General features: G+C 48.7%; 17 protein-coding genes. 14 read left to right on the top strand and 3 right to left on the bottom strand.

Annotation, left to right across the window (positions count from 1 at the left end):
* The first annotated feature begins 341 nt into the window (after nucleotides 1-341).
* Entirely contained in the window at nucleotides 342-1,571 is a 1,230-nt protein-coding gene (locus ACTHTG_RS07950) for a tetratricopeptide repeat protein (RefSeq protein WP_308538625.1), read from the top strand.
* A gap of 44 nt (nucleotides 1,572-1,615) precedes the next feature.
* Nucleotides 1,616-2,794: a bifunctional phosphopantothenoylcysteine decarboxylase/phosphopantothenate--cysteine ligase CoaBC gene (gene coaBC / locus ACTHTG_RS07945; protein ID WP_308538626.1), complete on the top strand. Its 1,179-nt coding sequence runs from the start codon at nucleotides 1,616-1,618 to the stop codon at nucleotides 2,792-2,794.
* A 54-nt stretch (nucleotides 2,795-2,848) separates the two neighbouring features.
* On the opposite strand, the gene era is transcribed toward coaBC, so the two are convergent.
* The gene (gene era / locus ACTHTG_RS07940) at nucleotides 2,849-3,778 is read right to left on the bottom strand and encodes a GTPase Era (protein WP_036493257.1); all 930 of its coding nucleotides are present in this window, start codon (nucleotides 3,776-3,778) and stop codon (nucleotides 2,849-2,851) included.
* A gap of 64 nt (nucleotides 3,779-3,842) precedes the next feature.
* Nucleotides 3,843-4,562, bottom strand: coding sequence for a ribonuclease III (gene rnc, locus ACTHTG_RS07935; protein ID WP_003683027.1), 720 nt, complete (start codon nucleotides 4,560-4,562; stop codon nucleotides 3,843-3,845).
* Between the two features lie 254 nt (nucleotides 4,563-4,816).
* Between rnc and ACTHTG_RS07930 the strand changes: the two genes are divergently transcribed.
* From ACTHTG_RS07930 to nusB, 3 genes are all read left to right on the top strand, one after another.
* Complete coding sequence (locus ACTHTG_RS07930; RefSeq protein ID WP_039862122.1) at nucleotides 4,817-5,140, top strand: DUF2185 domain-containing protein; 324 nt, start codon at nucleotides 4,817-4,819, stop codon at nucleotides 5,138-5,140.
* 93 nt (nucleotides 5,141-5,233) lie between these two features.
* A complete protein-coding gene (ribH, locus tag ACTHTG_RS07925) occupies nucleotides 5,234-5,713 on the top strand; it encodes a 6,7-dimethyl-8-ribityllumazine synthase (protein WP_003748562.1) in 480 nt (159 codons plus the stop codon).
* Nucleotides 5,714-5,834: 121 nt separating this feature from the next.
* The gene (gene nusB / locus ACTHTG_RS07920; RefSeq protein ID WP_049350952.1) at nucleotides 5,835-6,263 is read left to right on the top strand and encodes a transcription antitermination factor NusB; all 429 of its coding nucleotides are present in this window, start codon (nucleotides 5,835-5,837) and stop codon (nucleotides 6,261-6,263) included.
* A 118-nt stretch (nucleotides 6,264-6,381) separates the two neighbouring features.
* Here nusB and ACTHTG_RS07915 read toward each other — a convergent pair whose 3' ends face one another.
* Nucleotides 6,382-6,789, bottom strand: coding sequence for a type IV pilin protein (locus tag ACTHTG_RS07915; protein ID WP_308538627.1), 408 nt, complete (start codon nucleotides 6,787-6,789; stop codon nucleotides 6,382-6,384).
* Nucleotides 6,790-7,079: 290 nt separating this feature from the next.
* Here ACTHTG_RS07915 and ACTHTG_RS07910 point away from each other — a divergent pair, with 290 nt between their 5' ends.
* The 9 genes from ACTHTG_RS07910 (at nucleotide 7,080) to ACTHTG_RS07870 (ending at nucleotide 20,249) form a co-directional block, all read left to right on the top strand.
* On the top strand, nucleotides 7,080-8,261 hold the full coding sequence (locus ACTHTG_RS07910; protein WP_308538628.1) for an efflux RND transporter periplasmic adaptor subunit: 1,182 nt from the start codon (nucleotides 7,080-7,082) through the stop codon (nucleotides 8,259-8,261).
* An 81-nt stretch (nucleotides 8,262-8,342) separates the two neighbouring features.
* Entirely contained in the window at nucleotides 8,343-10,280 is a 1,938-nt protein-coding gene (locus ACTHTG_RS07905; RefSeq protein WP_004519695.1) for a MacB family efflux pump subunit, read from the top strand.
* A 63-nt stretch (nucleotides 10,281-10,343) separates the two neighbouring features.
* On the top strand, nucleotides 10,344-11,726 hold the full coding sequence (locus ACTHTG_RS07900) for a TolC family protein (RefSeq protein ID WP_440360614.1): 1,383 nt from the start codon (nucleotides 10,344-10,346) through the stop codon (nucleotides 11,724-11,726).
* Nucleotides 11,727-11,837: 111 nt separating this feature from the next.
* On the top strand, nucleotides 11,838-12,704 hold the full coding sequence (locus ACTHTG_RS07895; RefSeq protein WP_049344865.1) for a DUF808 domain-containing protein: 867 nt from the start codon (nucleotides 11,838-11,840) through the stop codon (nucleotides 12,702-12,704).
* Between the two features lie 55 nt (nucleotides 12,705-12,759).
* Nucleotides 12,760-14,307, top strand: a complete 1,548-nt coding sequence (lnt, locus tag ACTHTG_RS07890; RefSeq protein WP_004519692.1) for an apolipoprotein N-acyltransferase — start codon at nucleotides 12,760-12,762, stop codon at nucleotides 14,305-14,307.
* Between the two features lie 279 nt (nucleotides 14,308-14,586).
* Entirely contained in the window at nucleotides 14,587-15,450 is an 864-nt protein-coding gene (rpoH, locus tag ACTHTG_RS07885; protein ID WP_004519690.1) for an RNA polymerase sigma factor RpoH, read from the top strand.
* A gap of 147 nt (nucleotides 15,451-15,597) precedes the next feature.
* Complete coding sequence (hemA, locus tag ACTHTG_RS07880; RefSeq protein WP_440360613.1) at nucleotides 15,598-16,851, top strand: glutamyl-tRNA reductase; 1,254 nt, start codon at nucleotides 15,598-15,600, stop codon at nucleotides 16,849-16,851.
* Nucleotides 16,852-17,096: 245 nt separating this feature from the next.
* A complete protein-coding gene (locus ACTHTG_RS07875; RefSeq protein WP_004519688.1) occupies nucleotides 17,097-18,596 on the top strand; it encodes a DegQ family serine endoprotease in 1,500 nt (499 codons plus the stop codon).
* Nucleotides 18,597-18,728: 132 nt separating this feature from the next.
* Nucleotides 18,729-20,249, top strand: coding sequence for a Na+/H+ antiporter NhaC family protein (locus ACTHTG_RS07870; protein ID WP_308538629.1), 1,521 nt, complete (start codon nucleotides 18,729-18,731; stop codon nucleotides 20,247-20,249).
* Nucleotides 20,250-20,325: the final 76 nt, after the last annotated feature.

The raw sequence follows: 20,325 nt of genomic DNA, 5'->3' as shown, positions 1-20,325 counted from the left end.
AAATTCTAACTAACTGTGTTATACTGTCTGCTTCGTTTTCTTCACCGCGTCAGCAGCGAAGAACCGAACTATACGCCCCCAAACAAAACCAGTCAACACACAATTTCAAAAAAATTAAAATTTTTTCACAACTATCTGTATTTAAATAATTTAAAATTTATTGGATTTTATCGTTCGATAGATAAAACAGATATCCAAAGATAAATAGTCCTGCAGTTTTACTCTTAATTGCCACATTCAAACACTCTATATCTCTATACTACTGGCGCTTTAGTCCCATCTACTCTTACAATCTCTACTTTCTCCAATAAAACAATCATAAATTTAGAATAGTCCCTATTATGAATAACGAAAAGATTCAACAAAAATTTGAACAAGCATATCACTCTTTTATCGAAGAGGAAAATTACGAGGAAGCGCTAAAACGTGCCGAGATTCTTTGCCTTCTCAATCCACAATCTGTCGAATTTCATCACAAAGTTGCTTATGCCTATCTGAAGCAGTTGAAATGGGAAAAAGCCATTGAGGCTGAAATGAAAACGTTAGAGCTGGATAGCACCTATATTCCTGCTTTGGATTTACTTGCCCATGCTTACGGCGCCCTAGATAATTGGGAAAAAACCGGGTTTTACGGTCATCAGGCTTTGGTTCTAAAAGACAAAGCCATCCCAGACCTAGAACATGAAATCATTCCAACACCAGCTCCAAAAAACGGCAAACGGATTATCTCCTTTTCTTTATTTGGCAATAATTCCAAATATATTGAGCCTGCCGTCTTAAACACCCAGCTTGCTCCTGTACTTTTCCCCGGTTGGACATGTCGTTTTTATATTGACGATTCTGTATCGGCTGAAGCTATTCAACGATTTAGAAATAACGGTGCAGAAGTGATTAAGGTTGGCGCTCCATTGGACAACTGGCCGGGTACGATGTGGCGCTTTCTTGCCATCAATGATCCCGAGGTTGAATACGTTATTTTCCGTGATGCAGATTCTATTATTTGTTATCGTGATGCAGCGGCCGTATCCGAATGGATAAAAAGTGGTACACTATTCCACACTATTCGCGACTCAGGCTCGCATACTGCCCTAATTCTTGCGGGTATGTGGGGCGCTAAAGCGGGCGCAGTCCCAGATATGCAGGAAAGGATTCAAAACTTTGTCGACGAGGGCTATCCTTCCAGGCATTTTGCCGACCAAGATTTTCTAGAAAAAGAATTGTGGGCCTATATCCGTCAGAATCTGTTTGCACATGACAGATTATTTGATTTCTGTAATGCACACGAAATTCCCGGCGAGTTCTACTCTAATTATCAAATCGCTTTCAGCGAAGGGGTCACCAGCTTTAATGCAACGACTGATTATGAAGACGGCAGTCTGGCAAGATGGACGCTGTACTCCAGTGCTTCGCCTTTGGTCAATCCGGACTACTCGCTCAATGTTGTTCCTGAATTTAAAGTCTGCAGTTATGTGACTGAAGTGAAAAACGGAGCGGTTTCAGCATTCTTACCGAAGAGATATGGCAATGCGATTAAAGCAAAACTGGCCAGGATCAACATCGAACAAATCTAATTTGATTTGATTCCTATATACCTCATTTAATGAACCCATTATTTATGAGCAAACACATTCTCCTCGGCATTACCGGCGGTATTGCGGCGTATAAATCTTGCGAACTGGTCAGACTGCTGAAAAAGCAAGGACATTCTGTATCAGTGGTAATGACAGATTCTGCGACGGAATTTGTCTCCCCACTGACTTTCCAAGCTTTAACCGGCAACCCTGTTTTATCGGATACCTATTCAGGCACTTCCAATAATGGCATGGCGCACATCAATCTGACGCGTGAAGCCGACGTATTTCTTATTGCACCAGCCACTGCCAATACGATCGCCAAAATTGCCAACGGATTGGCCGACAACCTGCTGACTACTTTGGCCGCAGCCAGAAAATGTCCTTTGGCCGTTGCGCCTGCAATGAATGTCGAAATGTGGAACAACCCTGCCAACCTGCGCAATATTGAGCAGCTGGTTTCAGACGGCATTACCGTGTTTTACCCAAACAGCGGCGAACAGGCTTGCGGCGAAACAGGTACCGGCAGAATGGTCGAAGCGGTCGATCTGGCAGATTTGTTAGAGGATTTATGGACACCCAAGCTATTGAGCGGCAAAAAAGTTCTGATTACAGCCGGCGCAACGTTTGAAGCCATCGATCCTGTCCGCGGCATTACCAATATTTCCAGCGGACAAATGGGCATGGCTTTAGCACGTGCGTGCCGTGCTGCCGGAGCGAAAGTCACGCTGATTTACGGTCAAATTCAGATGGCCTTGCCAGCAGGCTTGGCTCATTCCGAACAAGCTGTCAGCGCAGAAGCCATGTATCAGGCAGTTCACCGCCATATCCATGAGCAAGATGTCTTTATTTCCGTTGCAGCCGTTGCAGACTATAAAGTCAAAAACAGCAGCAACGAGAAACTGAAGAAAAACGGCAATCAGCCTCCAATTATCGAACTGACGGAAAATCCGGATATTCTCGCATCCGTTGCCGCCCTACCTTCTCGACCATTCTGCGTCGGCTTTGCTGCCGAAAGCCATCAGGTTTTGGAATTTGCTCGGGCAAAACGTTTGCGCAAAAACGTACCGATGCTGGTAGCCAACCAAGTTTCCGTTTCCATGGGCAAACCAACCAATCAAATCACCATTATTGATGACCTTGCCGAAACCTCATTTCCGGAAACATCCAAACGCCAAGCAGCGGATGAAATCGTCAAACGTCTGACTGAGTTGTTGGCTTGATAAAAAAAGGCCGTCTGAAAATTTTTCAGACGGCCTTTGTTCAAACACATTAAATCACAATCCCAATTCGCGCAGGAAACGAATATCGTCTGCCCAACCGGATTTCACTTTCACCCAAATCTTCAAAAAGACTTTGGTATCAAATAATTTTTCCATATCAAGGCGGGCTTCAGTAGAAATTTTCTTCAATTTCTCCCCACCCTTGCCAATCAAAATCGCCTTTTGGCTGTCTTTATCGACCAACACCGCGATATAAATGCGGAACAGTCCGCTTTCCTCTTCCTCAAACTGCTCCACTTCAACATTCATCGCATACGGCAACTCTTCGCCCAAATAACGGAACAGTTTTTCGCGCACAATCTCCATCGCCAGAAATCGGCTGGATTTATCCGTCACCATATCTTCCGGATACATCGGGATACTTTCCGGCAGATACGGCTTGAGCAATTCCAGCAAATTGGCAATACGCAGACCATGTTTCGCGCTGACTGCCTCGCTGGCGGCAAATTCAAACTCTTGGCGCACTTCATTGATAAAAGCCTCAAGCGCAAATTTGTCTTTGGCTTTATCTTTATCGATTTTATTGACCACCAATACCACAGGCGTATGCTTAGGCAACTGCTTCAGCACCACGCGGTCCGCATCGGTAAAGCGCATGGCTTCCACCACAAAAACCACCACGTCCACGCCGCTCAACGCTTCGGTTACGTTTTGATTAAGACGGTCATTCAAGGCATTGCGGTGATTGGTTTGAAAACCAGGCGTATCGACAAACACAAATTGCGCCGTGTCGTCGGTGTAAATACCGGTTACACGGTTGCGCGTGGTTTGTGCTTTTTTACTGGTAATACTGATTTTCTGACCAATTAAATGGTTCATCAGCGTGGATTTGCCGACATTCGGACGACCCACGATGGCCACAAAGCCGCAACGATAATCCGTCGGGTGTTGCGACTCGTTTTGCAAAAAGGTTTCGATATCCATTTATATATGACTTTCTTGATTGTTTCAGACGGCCTTTGCATTTTTTCAAAGGCCGTCTGAAGTATCATTTTTTAGCTTTTTTCAAAGGGAACTTCTGTTCCAACCACTCTAAAGCTTCACATGCCGCTTTTTGCTCGGCCACTTTCCGACTGCTGCCGCGTGCATTGCAGATGAAACCGAGTTCGCCCAAATCACAGGAAATCACAAACATCGCATCAGCCGTCTGCTCCGCCTGCTCTTCGATTCGGTATTTCGGCAGGGCAAAGCGACGTGCCTGCAAGGCTTCCTGCAAAGCGGTTTTACTGTCTTTCTTGCCGATATTCAAATCCGCACGTTTCACGCGTTCCGCAAACAAATGGCGAACCACTTTTTCCGCCGCAGAAAAATCAGCGTCAAAGCTGACCGCCGCAAACATCGCCTCCATTGCGTCAGCCAAAATCGAAGGCCGTCTGAAACCGCCGCTCTTCAACTCGCCGGCACCCAAATACAAACCGTCGCCGACATTCATTTCCAACGCGATTTCAGCCAATACGCCTTCATTCACCAAAGCCGCGCGCATCCGCGACAACTCGCCTTCCGACAATTTCGGAAACGCGTCAAACAACATCCGCGCCACTGAATAGTTCAAAATCGAATCGCCGACAAATTCAAAACGCTCATTGTGTTTGGCATTGTAGCTGCGGTGAGTCAAAGCCTGCTGAAGCAGCTCCATATTGCGGAACTCATAGCCCAGACGCTTTTGAATCGCTCGATGCGCCTGCTGTTTGAGCAAATCAGGTTTCATTCCATACTTTCAAAAAAACAGCCGGAAAGCACGCCTCATCCGCAGTGAAACAAAATAAAAAGGCTACACCGGCAACTTTTTTATTTTGGCTCATTGTTTCTTGCGTCCCTCAAGCCGATAAACAATCAAAAGCCGTCATGTTCAAACCTGACGGCACTTGCCGACATTGTACCATCAAACCGACCCTGCACACATCCGTGCGGAAAAGCGGCGAATCGTGTAAAATCATGCCAAATCATCTCTTTGCCAACTCCATGAACAAATTTGCCCAAGCATTGGCCGCAGCGCTCGACCGCTGCATTGTTACCAACACCGTCGCCGAACAAGGCAAACCCGTCGGCTTCCTCTACCGCGAAGCCCCCGTATTTGAAAACGACAGCGGCTGGCGTATTTTCAGCGGCGACGAAACCGACGAATACACCGACAATCCCGACAACTTCAGCATTGTCAGCCTCTCCGCCATTACCGCAGACAATCCCGACATCGCGCCCCTGCTGACTCAGGCAGAAGGCAGCGCGTGGGAATTAAACGAAGACGGCGAGTTCCAAGCCGTTGCCGATTGGCAGCCGCAAGAATAATCCATCCCCATTTCGTTTCAGACGGCCTTCCCTATAACCAGGCCGTCTGAAACCGAGCCGAATCCCTATTTCACCAATATTGAAGGAATCATCATGAACATTATCGAACCCCGCCTCGACGGTACCAACTTGCGCATCGGCATCGTTCAGGCCCGCTTCACCAACGAAATCGGCAGCGAAATGGTCAAAGTTTGCTGCCGCACCTTAAAAGAATTGGGCGTAGCCGAAGACAACATCACGCTTGCCACCGTCCCCGGCGCGCTTGAAGTGCCTATCGCGCTGATGAACCTCGCTTCATCCGAACAATTCGATGCCCTGATTGCCATCGGCGTTGTCATTCGCGGCGAAACCTACCACTTTGAATTGGTATCCAATGAATCCGGCGCAGGCGTCAGCCGCGTTGCCCTTGATTACAACATCCCGATCGCCAACGCCATCCTGACGACCGAAAACGACGAACAGGCCGTCGCACGCATCGAAGAAAAAGCCTCCGATGCCGCCAAAGTTGCCGTAGAATGTGCCAACTTGGTCAACCATCTTTTGTCAGAACAATACGAAGACGACGAAGAATAAGCTTCTCCCCGTATTGAATACCGCATATTTTCAGACGGCCTCTCAATCATGATATTGAGGCCGTCTGAATCATTCAATATTCAGCCGACAACCATCGGCACTCTCTTCACAAGGAATACCCATGAAAAGCCCACGCCGCCGCGCACGCGAGCTTGCCGTACAAGCTATTTATCAAGCAGGCATCAACAAAACTGCCGCCCCAGAAATCGCCAAAAACATCCACGAACTGTCCCAAACATCCAATATGGATGAAGAGCTGTTCAACAAACTGTTTTTCGGTGCACAAACCCATGCCGAAGAATACATGGAAAAAATCAGCCCCCTGCTCGACCGCGACGAGAAAGACCTCAGTCCTATCGAACGCGCCGTTTTGCTGGTTGCCTGCCATGAGCTGAGCACCATGCCTGAGACCCCCTACCCCGTCATCATCAATGAAGCCATCGAAGTCACCAAAACTTTCGGCGGCACCGATGGCCATAAATTCGTCAACGGCATCCTCGACCAACTGGCTTCACGCATCCGCCCTGACGAACCGCGCCGCAAAGGCTAAGACTGACTTCACATTGCGTCAGGATTACCGATATTTACCCTGTTTAGGCTAATCTGCTTATACAGCCAAACCATCAAAAAGGCCGTCTGAATTTCAGACGGCCTTTTTATATTTCGATTTATTCCGATTTTGGTATTTCATAACCGGGGCAGTTTTGTTTATTGCTGTTTTTTGCCCAGATGATACCGCTGTCGTTGTAATAAACGGTACAGGTTTCATTAGCGTTGGTTTCTTTGTTGGGTTCAGCCTTCAAAATATAACCTAAATCGGAAGGCTTACCTTCAAAACCAATATCAAAATATTGATTCTGCTGTAAATTTTTATCAGAAAACCTTTCAAAAGTACTTTTTTGAGTATAGTAGCGTTCAAGTTGTTGGGCATTATGCAGCATCTGTGTGCGGACGGATGCGAGGCGCGTTTGGCGGATGTAGTTTTGATAAGACGGATAGGCGATGGTAGCAAGAATGGCTGCAATCACAACGACTATCAGCAGCTCGATAAGCGTGAAGCCTTGTTGATGTTTCATTGTATTTATGTCGTGAATAATTAGAATTAAGATGTGAATATTATAGTAGTTTTCTTGCGGCTTAAATGTTCAGATTCGGAGGGAGTTTGGGAATTTATGTAAATGAGGTGCAAGTTCTGAAAAATATTTTTATTCTTTTATTTTTTATTTCAATAAGTTAAACTTCAATTTAAGCTAACCATCTCTTGGTCGGCCTTGGTCTTTACAGTAAAATCCAGTTGTTTTTTTGTTTCTATCAATATATTTGTTGCTTGTCTGCGACGTTATTTTATTGAATTGGTTTTTTTTATATGTCTAAAGTTTTCAAGTGGGCGGCCGGTACGGCTGTTGTAGTAGCAGCGGCTTTCGGCGGCTGGTCTTTGATGAAGCCTGAGCCTCAGTCTTCTTTTATTACAGAAGTGGTCAAACGCGGCGATATCCGTCAAACCGTGTCGGCAACCGGAGAAATCTCACCTTCCAATTTAGTATCCGTAGGCGCGGAAGCTTCAGGTCAGATTAAAAAACTGTATGTGAAACTGGGCCAACAAGTGAAAAAAGGCGATCTGATTGCGGAAATCAACTCAACCAATCAGATCAATACCTTAAATACCGAAAAATCCAAACTGGAAACCTATCAGGCAAAATTGGTTTCTGCCGAAATCGCGCTTTCCAGTGCAGAGAAAAAATATAAACGCGAACTTGCCTTATGGAAAGAACAGGCAACTTCCAAAGAAAATTTGGAATCTGCACAAGATTCTTTAGCTGCAGCCAAAGCGAATGTCGCCGAACTGAAGGCCTCCATCAAACAATCAAAAATCTCCATCAATACAGCCGAATCCGAACTGGGTCACACGCGGATTACCGCCACCATGGACGGCACCGTGGTCGCCATTCCTGTTGAAGAAGGCCAATCCGTCAATGCGGCGCAATCTACGCCGACCATTATCCAGCTGGCCAATCTGGAAACCATGTTGAACAAAATGCAGATTGCAGAAGGCGACATCACAAAGGTCAAAGCCGGTCAGGATATTTCGTTCACCATTTTGTCCGAGCCGGACACGCCGATTAAAGCGAAATTGGACAGCGTCGACCCCGGCCTGACCACCATGTCTTTGGGCAGCTACACCAGCAGCACGGACACAACTTCCAATGCGATTTACTACTATGCCCGCGCCTTGGTGCCAAATTCCGACGGCAAACTTTCCATCGGCATGACCACTCAAAACACGATTGAAATCAACGGCGTGAAGAATGTCTTACTGGTACCGACGCTGACTGTAAAAAAACATAACGGTAAATCCTATGTCAGCATTTTGGGTGCAGACAATAAAGCGGTAGAACGCGAAGTAACCGTCGGTTTGAAAGATAGTATGAATACCGAAATCAAAAGCGGCTTGAAAGAAGGCGAAAAAGTAATCGTTTCTGAAATGAGCGCAGACGAAAAGAATAAGAGCAGCGAACGCGCGATGATGGGCGGCGGCCCTCCCCGCTGATTGATTAAGGCCGTCTGAAAGGTTTGGCTGTGTTTCAGACGGCCTTGGTTTCTGTATGTCTATTTTTCGCCCGGAAAGATTATGAGTTTAATCGAATGTAAGAATATCAACCGTTTTTTCGGTAGCGGTGAAAACCGTGTGCATGTATTGAAAGATGTCAGCCTTTCTATTGAAAAAGGCGACTTTGTGGCGATTATCGGCCAATCCGGCTCGGGCAAATCAACGCTGATGAATATCTTGGGCTGTCTGGATTCCGCCACTTCCGGCTCTTATCAAATCGACGGCATCGAAACATCGCAAATGCAGCCGGATGAGCTGGCGGCTTTGCGCCGTGAGCGTTTCGGCTTTATTTTCCAGCGTTACAACCTGTTAAGTTCGCTGACCGCCCGGGACAACGTCGCCCTGCCTGCCGTATATATGGGCATGGACAGCAAAGAGCGCGCGGAACGTGCGGAAAAACTGTTGGGCGATTTGGGTTTGCAAAATAAAGAAGGCAACAAACCCAGCGAACTTTCCGGCGGGCAGCAACAGCGCGTTTCGATTGCCCGCGCGTTGATGAACGGCGGCGAAATCATCTTTGCCGACGAACCAACCGGCGCATTGGATACCGCCAGCGGTAAAAATGTGATGGAAATCATCCACAAGCTGCACGAAGACGGGCATACCGTGATTATGGTTACCCACGATCCGGGCATTGCGGCAAATGCAAACCGCGTCATCGAAATTCGCGACGGTCAGATTATTTCGGATACGTCTAAAAATCCCGATATTCCGCCAAGCAAAGTGGAGAGGATTAAAGAAAAAGCTTCCTGGTCGTTTTATTACGATCAATTTATGGAAGCATTCAAAATGTCGGTACAGGCGATTATGGCGCACAAAATGCGTTCGCTGCTGACCATGCTGGGGATTATCATCGGTATCGCTTCGGTAGTATCGGTAGTGGCCTTGGGTAATGGTTCTCAACAAAAAATCTTGGAAGACATCAACTCGATGGGCACAAACACCATCAGTATCTTCCCCGGCCGTGGTTTTGGCGACCGTAGAAGCGGACGGATCAAGACACTGACGATTAATGACGCAAAAGCTATCAGCCAACAAAGTTACGTCGCCTCCGCCACCCCTCAAACCAACTCCAGCGGCACCTTGACCTACCGCAACACCGACCTGACCGCCTCGCTTTACGGCGTAGGCGAACAATATTTCGACGTGCGCGGTTTGAAATTGGAAGAAGGCCGTCTGTTTGATGATGACGATGTAAAAACCGATGCCCAAGTTGTCGTCATCGACCAAAACACCAAAACCAAACTCTTCGGCGAAGGTGTCAATCCTTTAGGCAAAACCATCCTTTTCAAAAAACGTCCGCTAACCGTCATCGGCATTATGAAAAAGGATGACAACTCATTTGGCAATTCCGACTCGCTGATGCTTTGGTCGCCTTATACAACGGTCATGCACCAAATTACCGGCGAAAGCTATACCAACTCCATCGTTGTCAAAATCAAAGACGATGCCAACACACAGGTTGCCGAAAAAAGCCTGACCGAGCTGCTGAAAGCACGCCACGGTACAGAAGACTTCTTTATGAACAACAGCGACAGCATCAAAGAAATGGTGGAAAGCACAACCGGCACCATGACGCTGCTGATTTCTTCCATCGCGGTCATCTCTTTGGTGGTCGGCGGTATCGGCGTGATGAACATCATGCTGGTCTCCGTTACCGAGCGCACCAAAGAAATCGGCGTTCGCATGGCAATCGGCGCACGCCGCAACAATATTTTGCAACAGTTCCTGATTGAGGCCGTCTTAATCTGTATCATCGGCGGCCTGTCCGGCGTATTGCTGTCCGCAAGCATCAGCCTGGTGTTCAACTATTTTGTTACCGACTTCCCAATGAGCATTTCCATGACTTCCGTCATCGGCGCAGTCGTCTGCTCCACCGCCATCGGCGTCGCGTTCGGCTTTATGCCTGCCAACAAGGCTTCCAAGCTCAACCCGATTGATGCGCTGGCTCAGGATTGATTATGTTTCAGACGGCCTATTATTTTAGGGCCGTCTGAAATGCTGTTACCCGAAAGATTTTTTATGAAGACGAAACCTTTTTCCCAAGCAGCCTTATCATTGGCTGTTGCCCTTGCCCTAAGTGCGTGCGCCGCGCCTAAAGCCAATCCGAACCTGACGCTGGAAGCGACCGGCCAAGTCATGAGCGCGGCGGAAACTGCCGAACGCTACGATGTAAACGGCAACTGGTGGGAAATCTACCAAAGCCAGCAGCTCAATGCGCTGATGGAGCAGGCGCTGGCGAACAATGTCGATTTGAAACAGGCCGCCATCAGCGTCAACAAAGCTTTGTATCAAGCCAATATTTTGGGCGCGGATTTGGTGCCTTCGTTCAGCGGATCGTTGGGCGCGAACGCTTCTAAAAACCTGAAAACCGGCAGCCATGGCAATACCTTCAGCAGCCAGCTTGGTTTGAGCTACGAATTGGATTTGTGGCGCAAACTCAGTGCCACTGCCGATGCGCAGGTATGGGAATACCAAGCCACGCATGAAGACATGGCCAATACACGCCTGACTTTGATTAATAATGTCGCCGATGCGTATTTCAATATCTCCTACCTGAACGAAGCCATCGAGTTGGCGAAAAAATCGCTGAAGCAATACCAGGAAATCAACCGCATTGCGAATGCCAAGTTCCACTACGGCCGAGCCGACTCAAGCCAGCCGACCCAAGCCAAACAGTCATTGCTGAGCGCAGAAAACAGCCTGTTGTCTTTGCAAAACAATTTGGATACGCAAAAACAGGTTTTGCGTAATTTATTGAATTTAAGGCCGTCTGAAAACATGGCCGCCGATCCGGCACAATTCCGCCTGCTGCCGGTCAAAGGCGTGAACTTGGACGTACCGATTACCGTTTTAGCCAACCGCCCCGACCTGCGCGCCGCCGAATACCGCCTGCAGGCGTCGCAGCAATCGGTCAACGCGCAAAAACGCAGTTGGTATCCGTCGATTACTTTGGACGCAAGTTTGAGTACGTCTTCCGATAAAGCGAAAAGCACGTTCAATATCCCTATGTTAGGCGGATCGGCCACCATCAATCTGCCTTTCCTTAATTGGCAGATCATGAAATGGAAAGACAAAACCGTACAAGCGGAGATGGACAGTGCCAAGCTGAATTTTGAAAAAGCCCTGACTACCGCGCTCAACGAGGTCAACACCAATTACCTTGCCTACAAAAACGCGCAGGCCAGCCTTGCCAATCAAGAACAGCGTTATCAGTTGGACAAGAAAAACAGCCATTACTATCAAGTACGCTACCAACACGGTAAAAACGAGCTGAAAGACTGGCTGGAGGCTTTGAATTCGGAATACAGCTCGGCGCAAAACCTACTGAACCAACGCTATGAAGCCTTGAAATACGAAAATATGGTGTATAAAGCCATGGCTGGACGTTATACGCCGAAATAGCATTTTCAGACGGCCTTTGGTTAATTTCCGTCAAAGGCCGTCTGAAACCATTCAAGCAACTGAATTTTCATATATAATCGCGCGTTTATTTGATTTTATCCGGACAACATTATGGCCTTCGCCTCTCTCTTTACGCTTTTGGACGACATTACCGCCGTTTTGGACGACGTAGCGATGATGACCAAAGTCGCCGCAAAAAAAACCGCCGGCGTGGTCGGTGACGATTTGGCGCTCAACGCCAATCAGGTAACCGGCGTATCCGCCGAGCGCGAATTGCCGATTATTTGGGCGGTAGCAAAAGGCTCTCTGGTCAATAAGCTGATTCTGGTGCCGCTTGCACTGTTGCTTTCCGCTTTCCTGCCAGCGCTGATTACGCCCTTGTTGATGATCGGCGGTGTTTATTTGTGTTTTGAAGGCGTGGAAAAACTGTTGCACAAATTCTTGCACCGCAATGAACACGAAGACGGACACGATGCCGAGCCTGAAGTCACAGACGAAAAAACAAAAGTGAAAGGCGCGGTCCGCACAGATTTCATCCTCTCCGCCGAAATTATTATTATCGCGCTGGGCGTTGTTGAAAAATATGACCTGATGACGCGTTCTTTGGTTATGGCCGCCATCGGTGTCGGCATGACGGCATTGGTCTATGGTTTGGTCGGCATTATCGTCAAACTTGACGACCTCGGCATGATGTTGATGCGCCAAAAAAGCGTTGCTGTGCAAGGTATCGGACGCAGTTTGATTTCATTTATGCCTTGGTTTATGCGTGGCTTGAGCATTGTCGGCACGCTGGCGATGTTCTTGGTTGGCGGCGGACTGATCACCCACAACCTTGGCTTTTTGCACGATTTCCTCCACGCACAGCATTGGGACAGCGGCATGATGGAACATATCGCCAACTTGGTGGTCGGAGTAGCCGCCGGTGCATTGGCTTGCGCAATCGTCCTGCCTGCAATGAAATTGTTTCAAAAAGACTGATTTTGTTTCCCTGCCGTCTGAAAACTTTTCAGACGGCCTCAATACCATTTAAAGCATGAATATTTTCCGTAAACTCGAACAATATTGGCAACATCCGCTGCTTTACTGGCCGCTGGTCATCTTGATTGCCGCCGCGACACCGTTCACTTTCGCCCCGTATTATCATTTCTGGCTGATGCCGCTGTTGTTTGGCGCGCTGATACGCCTGATTGAATTGCGTCCACGCTTTGCCGTCATGACTGCCTATCTGTTCGGATTAATCGGTTATACGGCGCAGTTTTATTGGATACACACTGCCTTGCATGATGTTTCGGGTTTGCCGGATTCATACGCCATCCCCCTCACCTTCCTGCTGCCGGCATTTCTTGCGCTTTATCCGGCCATCTGTTTTTGGGTGTGGAGAAAATGCAACCTGTCGCGCTGGGCCAAAACCGGCCTCCTGCTGCCGATTTTGTGGACGCTGGCAGAATTTGCCCGCGAACGTTTCCTGACTGGATTCGGCTGGGGTGCAATCGGCTATTCCCAAATCATCAAAGACAGCCCGTTGGCAGGCTTCGCGCCTTTGGGCGGCATTCATATGGTCACGCTGGCAACCGCTTTTCTCAGCGCATGGCTGGTGTTGCTGATTGACAACCACGGCCGTCTGAAACACCGCCTCCTGCCCTTATTCCTTATCGTTGCACTCTGCTCCGTCGGCTACATTTCCCAACAAACCGAATACACCCGCCCTGACGGCAGCACCAGCACGGTTGCCCTGATTCAAGGCAATATCGAGCAAAATCTGAAATGGAAAGAAGAGCAAATCATCCCAACCATTCAGAAATACTACGAACAAATCAGCAAAACCAGTGCTGACATCGTCATCCTGCCCGAGACCGCCCTGCCACTGATGCGCCAAGACCTGCCCGAAGGCATCTTGGAACAATTCGCCGAGCAAGCGCAAAGCAACGGCAGCGCGTTGGCCATCGGTATCAGCCAATATACGCCCGACGGCAACGGCTACGAAAATGCAGTCATCAATTTGAGCGACTATCACAACAGCACTTCCGATACCATCCCCTACTACGCCAAGAACCACCTCGTTCCATTTGGCGAATACAAGCCCTTGCCCACCATTACCGAGCGCCTCTATAAAATGATGGATATGCCTTTGGCCGACTTTCAAAAAGGCGGCGACAACCAAGCGCCTTTGGTGATGAAAGATCAAAAAGTCGCCTTCAATATCTGCTATGAAGACGGTTTCGGCGACGAACTCATTGCAACGGCGAAACGCTCCACCTTGCTTGCCAACATCAGCAATATGGCGTGGTATGGCAAGTCCAATGCCATGTACCAGCAGCTTCAACAGTCCCAAGCGCGTGCAATGGAACTGGGCCGCTACATGGTTCGCGCCACCAATACCGGCGCGACCGCCATTATTTCCCCTAAAGGTACGATTGTTGCCGAAGCCCAACCGGATACAGAAACCGTCCTCGAAGGCCACGTTAAAGGCTATATCGGCGAAACGCCTTATATGAAAGCAGGCGGCTCAACATGGCTTATCAGCATTTTGGCCGTTATCGGCGTATTCCTTATCCTGATTGGCCGGAAAAAACCAGAATAAAAAATTTTTAAGACCTTGTTATACAAGGTCTTTTTTATCACCAAAACTATTTACATACAGAAATGTTTGTAATATACTTAGCCAAAACCTAGCAAATCACTCAAATTTTCTAAGACAATCAACCCTTGCGATTCAAGCAGTAAAAACTATTGGATCTATCGTTAATTTACAGAAAAAATCCAACCCATAACAAAACAAACCACAGGCAGTGTTATACTGCTTGTCACACAATAAACAAAAAGCCGTTTTCAGACGGCCCAATCAAGGAGAGTATCCTTTATGAATAAAGCTTTTGCATTACCCGTTATCCACAGCGGCAACGGTAGCCTCGAGCAATACATTCATACTGTCAACAGCATTCCCATGCTGACTGCCGAAGAAGAAACACAACTGGCCGAACGTCAACAAAAAGGCGATCTCAACGCCGCCAAACAGCTTATTCTGTCTCATCTTCGCGTCGTCGTATCCATTGCACGCGGTTACGACGGCTACGGCCTCAACCAAGCCGACCTGATTCAAGAAGGTAATATCGGCCTGATGAAAGCCGTCAAACGCTACGAACCGAGCCGCGGCGCGCGCCTGTTTTCGTTTGCCGTGCATTGGATTAAAGCCGAAATCCATGAATTCATTTTGCGCAACTGGCGTTTGGTCCGCGTTGCCACAACCAAACCGCAACGCAAACTGTTCTTCAATCTGCGCAGCATGCGTAAAAACCTGAATGCCTTGTCTCCAAAAGAAGCGCAAGAAATCGCCGACGATTTGGGCGTCAAATTGTCCGAAGTCTTGGAAATGGAACAACGCATGACCGGTCACGATATCGGCATCATGGCAGAAAACAACGATGACGAAGACAACTTCGCCCCTATCGACTGGTTGGCCGATCACGATGCAGAGCCTAGCCGCCAGTTGTCCAAACAAGCCCACTACGCCCTGCAAACCGAAGGTCTGCAAAACGCCTTGGCACAACTGGACGACCGCAGCCGCCGTATCGTTGAAAGCCGCTGGTTGCAAGACGATGGCGGTTTGACCCTGCACGAATTGGCTGCCGAATACGGCGTATCTGCCGAACGCATCCGCCAAATCGAAGCCAAAGCTATGCAAAAACTGCGCGGTTTCTTGGCAGAAGAAGCTGAAGCCGTTTAAGCCTTTCTTGATAAAAGGCCGTCTGAATCTTTTCAGACGGCCTTTTCGATGGCAAACCTCATTGCATCTTCTCCCCCAACACATTCATTTTAAAGCCCACTTAAGCTATAATACCCACCACACACACTACCCAGTCATACCATAACCATGCAACTTACCGTCGTCGGACTCAATCACCAAACCGCGCCCTTGAGCATACGCGAAAAACTGGCATTTGCAGCTGCAAATCTGCCGGATGCCGTGTCCAACCTCGCGCGTAGTGAGGCGGCGGAAGAAGCAGTCATTCTTTCTACCTGCAACCGCACCGAGCTTTACTGCGTCGGCGAAACCGAAAAAATCATCGACTGGTTGGCACAATATCACGACCTGCCTGCCGAAGAAATCCGCCCTTACCTCTATACCTTAGATAATAATGAAACCGTCCGCCACGCCTTCCGCGTCGCCTGCGGTTTAGATTCCATGGTCTTGGGCGAACCGCAAATTCTCGGTCAAATCAAAGATGCCGTCCGCGTTGCGCAAGAACAGGAAAGCATCAACACCCACTTAAACGCCCTGTTTCAAAAAACCTTTGCCGTTGCCAAAGAAGTGCGTACCGACACTGCTGTCGGCGAAAACTCCGTCTCCATGGCTTCTGCATCGGTCAAAATGGCAGAGCAAATCTTCCCTTCCATTTCTGATCTGAACGTCCTTTTTATCGGCGCAGGCGAAATGATTGAGCTGGTGGCTACTTATTTTGCCGCCAAAAATCCCAAGCTCATTACCGTTGCCAACCGCACACACCAGCGCGCGCAGGAATTGTGCGACAAACTCGGTGTCAACGCCGAAGCTTGCCTGCTGAACGAATTGCCCGATATTCTTCACGATTACGACGTGGTTGTTTCTTCCACTGCCAGCCAACTCCCACTCGTCGGCAAAGGCATGGTCGAACGCGCATTGAAAAAACGCCACAACATGCCTGTTTTCCTGCTGGATTTGGCTGTTCCGCGCGATATCGAAGCCGAAGTCGGCGAATTGGAAGACGCATATCTCTATACCGTAGACGACATGATGGACATTGTCCAAAGCGGTAAAGATGCGCGCAAAAAAGCAGCGGCGGCGGCTGAAAGCATGGTGGAAGAAAAAGTCAGCGAATTTATCCGCCTACAGAAAAACCGCCAAAGCGTTCCGCTTATCCGCGCCTTGCGCGACGAAGGTGAACGTGCACGCCGCCAAGTATTGGAAAATGCCATGAAGCAACTGGCAAAAGGCGTATCCGCCGAGGATGTCCTCGAACGCCTCTCCATTCAGTTGACCAACAAACTGCTCCACTCTCCGACACGCACGCTCAATAAAGCTGGCTCGGACAACAACGAATTAATCGATGCCGTGGCACAGATCTACCATTTGGATCAACACGACTGACCACAATTTAAAGGCCGTCTGAAAAAAGCGAACCGACCGACAGGTCATATTCAAAAGTTTTCAGACGGCCTTAAAACAATAAAATCCCAATTATCATTTTTTCATTTAAAATGAAATGCTTGAAAAAAAACCGTTAAAGTGTAAAAATCCTACCTTATACATTTAAACAGCATTCAAACAATAAAACTGCCTGCCGATTCAAACGCATGCCGACAATACGATAGGCACCGGCAAAAGGAACTTTCGTGCATATTAAAACAAACACATATCTGGCCCTTGCTGTCCTCTCAGCTTCCCTTCTTTCAGGTTGCGACAAAGTCAGCACCTTTTTCGACAAAGACGAAAACAAAGAACTCGTTCAACGTATTGAAACCAATACCGATGACGGAAAAGTCGGTATGTTGTTGCCCGACTTCGCCCAACTGGTGCAAAACGAAGGACAGGCCGTCGTCAATATTCAAGCGACACCGGCAAAACGCTCTGCGACACCGGATGACGACCACAGCATGGACCTGAGCCAATTTCCCGACAACGATCCGTTTTACGAGTTCTTCAAACGCCTTGTTCCCAATATGCCAGACATGCCGCAAGAAGATACCGAAAGCGACGATCTGAATTTCGGCTCCGGCTTCATCATCAGCAAAGACGGCTATATCCTGACCAATACCCACGTGGTTGCTGGCATGGGCAATATCAAAGTCCTGCTCAACGACAAACGCGAATACACGGCCAAACTGGTCGGCTCAGACGCCCAATCCGACGTTGCCCTCTTAAAAATTGAGCCGCAAGAAGACTTGCCGGTTGTCAAAATCGGCAATCCGAAAGATTTGAAACCGGGCGAATGGGTAGCCGCCATCGGCGCACCTTTCGGCTTTGACAACAGCGTAACTTCAGGCATCGTCTCCGCTAAAGGCCGCAGCCTGCCGAATGAAAACTACACGCCGTTCATCCAAACCGACGTTGCCATCAACCCCGGCAACTCAGGCGGCCCGTTATTCAACCTCCGCGGCCAAGTAGTCGGCATCAACTCGCAAATTTACAGCCGAAGCGGCGGTTTCATGGGCATTTCGTTTGCCATTCCGATTGATGTTGCCATGAATGTGGCCGATCAATTAAAAGCCAACGGCAAAGTCCAACGCGGTCAATTAGGCGTGGTTATCCAAGAAGTTTCTTACGATTTGGCCAAATCTTTCGGTTTGGACAAAGCAAGCGGCGCGCTGATTGCCAAAATCATGCCGAACAGCGCAGCGCAACAAGCCGGGTTGCAAGTCGGCGATATTGTCCGCAGCGTAAACGGAGAAGAAGTCCGTGCCTCCAGCGACTTGCCGGTCATGGTCGGCTCGATGATGCCGGGCAAAGAAGTGACTTTGAGCATTTGGCGCGGCGGCAAACAAACCGATGTCAAAGTCAAACTTGGCAGCGCAGCCGAACAAACGGAAACTTCTGCAAAAGAAGCCGAACACCCGCAACACGAAGGCGGCCATGACGGATTTACCGTTGAAAATGCAGGCCTAACTTTGCAGGTTGAAAACGCAGACGGCAAACAACGCTTAATCGTTCTGCGCGTTAGCGGTGCGGCCGAACGTGCCGGCCTCAAACGCGGCGACGAAATTATTGCCGTCAGCCAAATCAGCGTCAATGACGAATCCACTTTCCGTAGCGCATTGGAAAGCGCAGGCAAAAACGTACCGCTTTTGGTACAACGCGAAGGCAATACTTTGTTCCTCGCGCTAAATCTGCAATAGCAAGATTTTCAGACGGCATGATGATGCGTTAAATGATAAAATACCCATCTGTCAGAGGCGGTGGGTATTTTGTTATCCGTCTTCCAGTTTAGGCCGTCTGAAAATATTTCACCGCTTATATACAATATAATTATGCAACTTATTAATTATTCGAATTCTATTTTATCCATTATTCCTGCAGCCATCGCGCTTGCCCTGGCCATTGCCACGCGTCGTGTATTGCTGTCCTTGGGTGTCGGCATTATCGTCGGCTCATTCCTGCTGGTAGGCGGTAATCCGCTTGATGCCTTGGTTCACTTGAAAGACATGGCCGTCAGCCTGACTTGGGCGGACGGCGATTGGTCTTTGGGCAAACCCAAAATCCTGCTCTTCTTAGTGCTTTTGGGGATTTTCACTTCCCTGCTGACGCATTCAGGCAGTAACCAAGCATTTGCCGATTGGGCAAAACAGCACATCAAAGGCCGCCGTGGTGCGAAGCTGCTGACTGCCTGCCTGGTATTCGTTACCTTTATTGACGACTATTTCCACAGCCTTGCCGTCGGCGCGATTGCCCGCCCTGTAACCGACAAATTCAAAGTTTCCCGCGCCAAACTGGCTTATATCCTTGACTCCACTGCCGCGCCGATGTGCGTTTTGATGCCTGTATCCAGCTGGGGGGCATCGATTATTGCTACTTTGGCAGGCCTTTTGGTGACTTACAACATCACAGACTACACACCAATGGGCGCATTCGTGGCCATGAGCCTGATGAATTACTACGCCGTCTTCGCATTGATTATGGTGTTTGTCGTGGCCTGGTTCTCCTTCGACATCGGCTCCATGGCCCGTTTGGAACGCGCCGCTTTGAACGAAACTCATGATGAAACCGTTGAAACAGGCCATCCCAACGGTCGCGTATTCGCTCTGATTGTGCCGGTTTTGGTACTGATCGTCGCCACTGTTTCCGCCATGATTTACACTGGCGCACAAGCTTCTGAAACCTTCTCTTTGCTCAGCGCATTTGAAAATACCGATGTAAACACTTCCCTCGTATTCGGCGGCACCTGCGGCGTATTGGCCGTCATCCTCTGCACCATCGGCACCATCAAAACCGGCGATTACCCTAAAGCCATTTGGCAGGGCATCATCTCTATGCGCGGTGCCATTACCATCTTAATTTTGGCATGGATCATCAGCACCGTTGTCAGCGAGATGCACACCGGCGAATACCTCTCCACTTTGGTGGCAGGCAATATCCACGCAGGCTTCCTACCCGTGATTTTGTTTATGCTCGCAGGCGTGATGGCCTTCGCTACCGGCACAAGCTGGGGCACATTCGGCATCATGTTGCCGATTGCCGCCGCCATGGCCGTCAAAGTCGAACCTTCGCTGATTATCCCTTGCATGTCTGCCGTAATGGCCGGTGCCGTATTTGGCGACCACTGCTCGCCAATTTCCGATACCACTATCCTCTCTTCTACCGGCGCACACTGTAACCACATCGACCACGTTACCTCGCAATTCCCTTATGCGCTGACCGTAGCCGCATCTGCTGCCACAGGCTACCTCGCACTGGGCATGACCGGCTCTGCGCCTTTAGGTTTTGTGGTAACCGGCATCGTGATGGTTGTGTTGGTTTTCATCTTAAAAGACAAGAAAAAAGCAACTGCCTAATTCAAAACCAATATTCAGACGGCCTGAGATATTCTTACACTCTCAGGCCGTCTGAACATAACGATTATCCAATAGA

Source organism: Neisseria sp. P0017.S009, from assembly GCF_051957375.1.
GTDB classification, from domain to species: Bacteria; Pseudomonadota; Gammaproteobacteria; order Burkholderiales; family Neisseriaceae; genus Neisseria; species Neisseria perflava.
Note: the sequence above shows the minus strand (reverse complement) of the source record. Positions and strands in the feature narration are given on the sequence as shown.

Coding starts and splice junctions, on each gene's coding strand:
- ACTHTG_RS07950 (WP_308538625.1), top strand. CDS start 342: ATGAATAACGAAAAGATTCAACAAAAATTTGAACAAGCATATCACTCT.
- coaBC (WP_308538626.1), top strand. CDS start 1,616: ATGAGCAAACACATTCTCCTCGGCATTACCGGCGGTATTGCGGCGTAT.
- era (WP_036493257.1), bottom strand. CDS start 3,778: ATGGATATCGAAACCTTTTTGCAAAACGAGTCGCAACACCCGACGGAT.
- rnc (WP_003683027.1), bottom strand. CDS start 4,562: ATGAAACCTGATTTGCTCAAACAGCAGGCGCATCGAGCGATTCAAAAG.
- ACTHTG_RS07930 (WP_039862122.1), top strand. CDS start 4,817: ATGAACAAATTTGCCCAAGCATTGGCCGCAGCGCTCGACCGCTGCATT.
- ribH (WP_003748562.1), top strand. CDS start 5,234: ATGAACATTATCGAACCCCGCCTCGACGGTACCAACTTGCGCATCGGC.
- nusB (WP_049350952.1), top strand. CDS start 5,835: ATGAAAAGCCCACGCCGCCGCGCACGCGAGCTTGCCGTACAAGCTATT.
- ACTHTG_RS07915 (WP_308538627.1), bottom strand. CDS start 6,789: ATGAAACATCAACAAGGCTTCACGCTTATCGAGCTGCTGATAGTCGTT.
- ACTHTG_RS07910 (WP_308538628.1), top strand. CDS start 7,080: ATGTCTAAAGTTTTCAAGTGGGCGGCCGGTACGGCTGTTGTAGTAGCA.
- ACTHTG_RS07905 (WP_004519695.1), top strand. CDS start 8,343: ATGAGTTTAATCGAATGTAAGAATATCAACCGTTTTTTCGGTAGCGGT.
- ACTHTG_RS07900 (WP_440360614.1), top strand. CDS start 10,344: ATGAAGACGAAACCTTTTTCCCAAGCAGCCTTATCATTGGCTGTTGCC.
- ACTHTG_RS07895 (WP_049344865.1), top strand. CDS start 11,838: ATGGCCTTCGCCTCTCTCTTTACGCTTTTGGACGACATTACCGCCGTT.
- lnt (WP_004519692.1), top strand. CDS start 12,760: ATGAATATTTTCCGTAAACTCGAACAATATTGGCAACATCCGCTGCTT.
- rpoH (WP_004519690.1), top strand. CDS start 14,587: ATGAATAAAGCTTTTGCATTACCCGTTATCCACAGCGGCAACGGTAGC.
- hemA (WP_440360613.1), top strand. CDS start 15,598: ATGCAACTTACCGTCGTCGGACTCAATCACCAAACCGCGCCCTTGAGC.
- ACTHTG_RS07870 (WP_308538629.1), top strand. CDS start 18,729: ATGCAACTTATTAATTATTCGAATTCTATTTTATCCATTATTCCTGCA.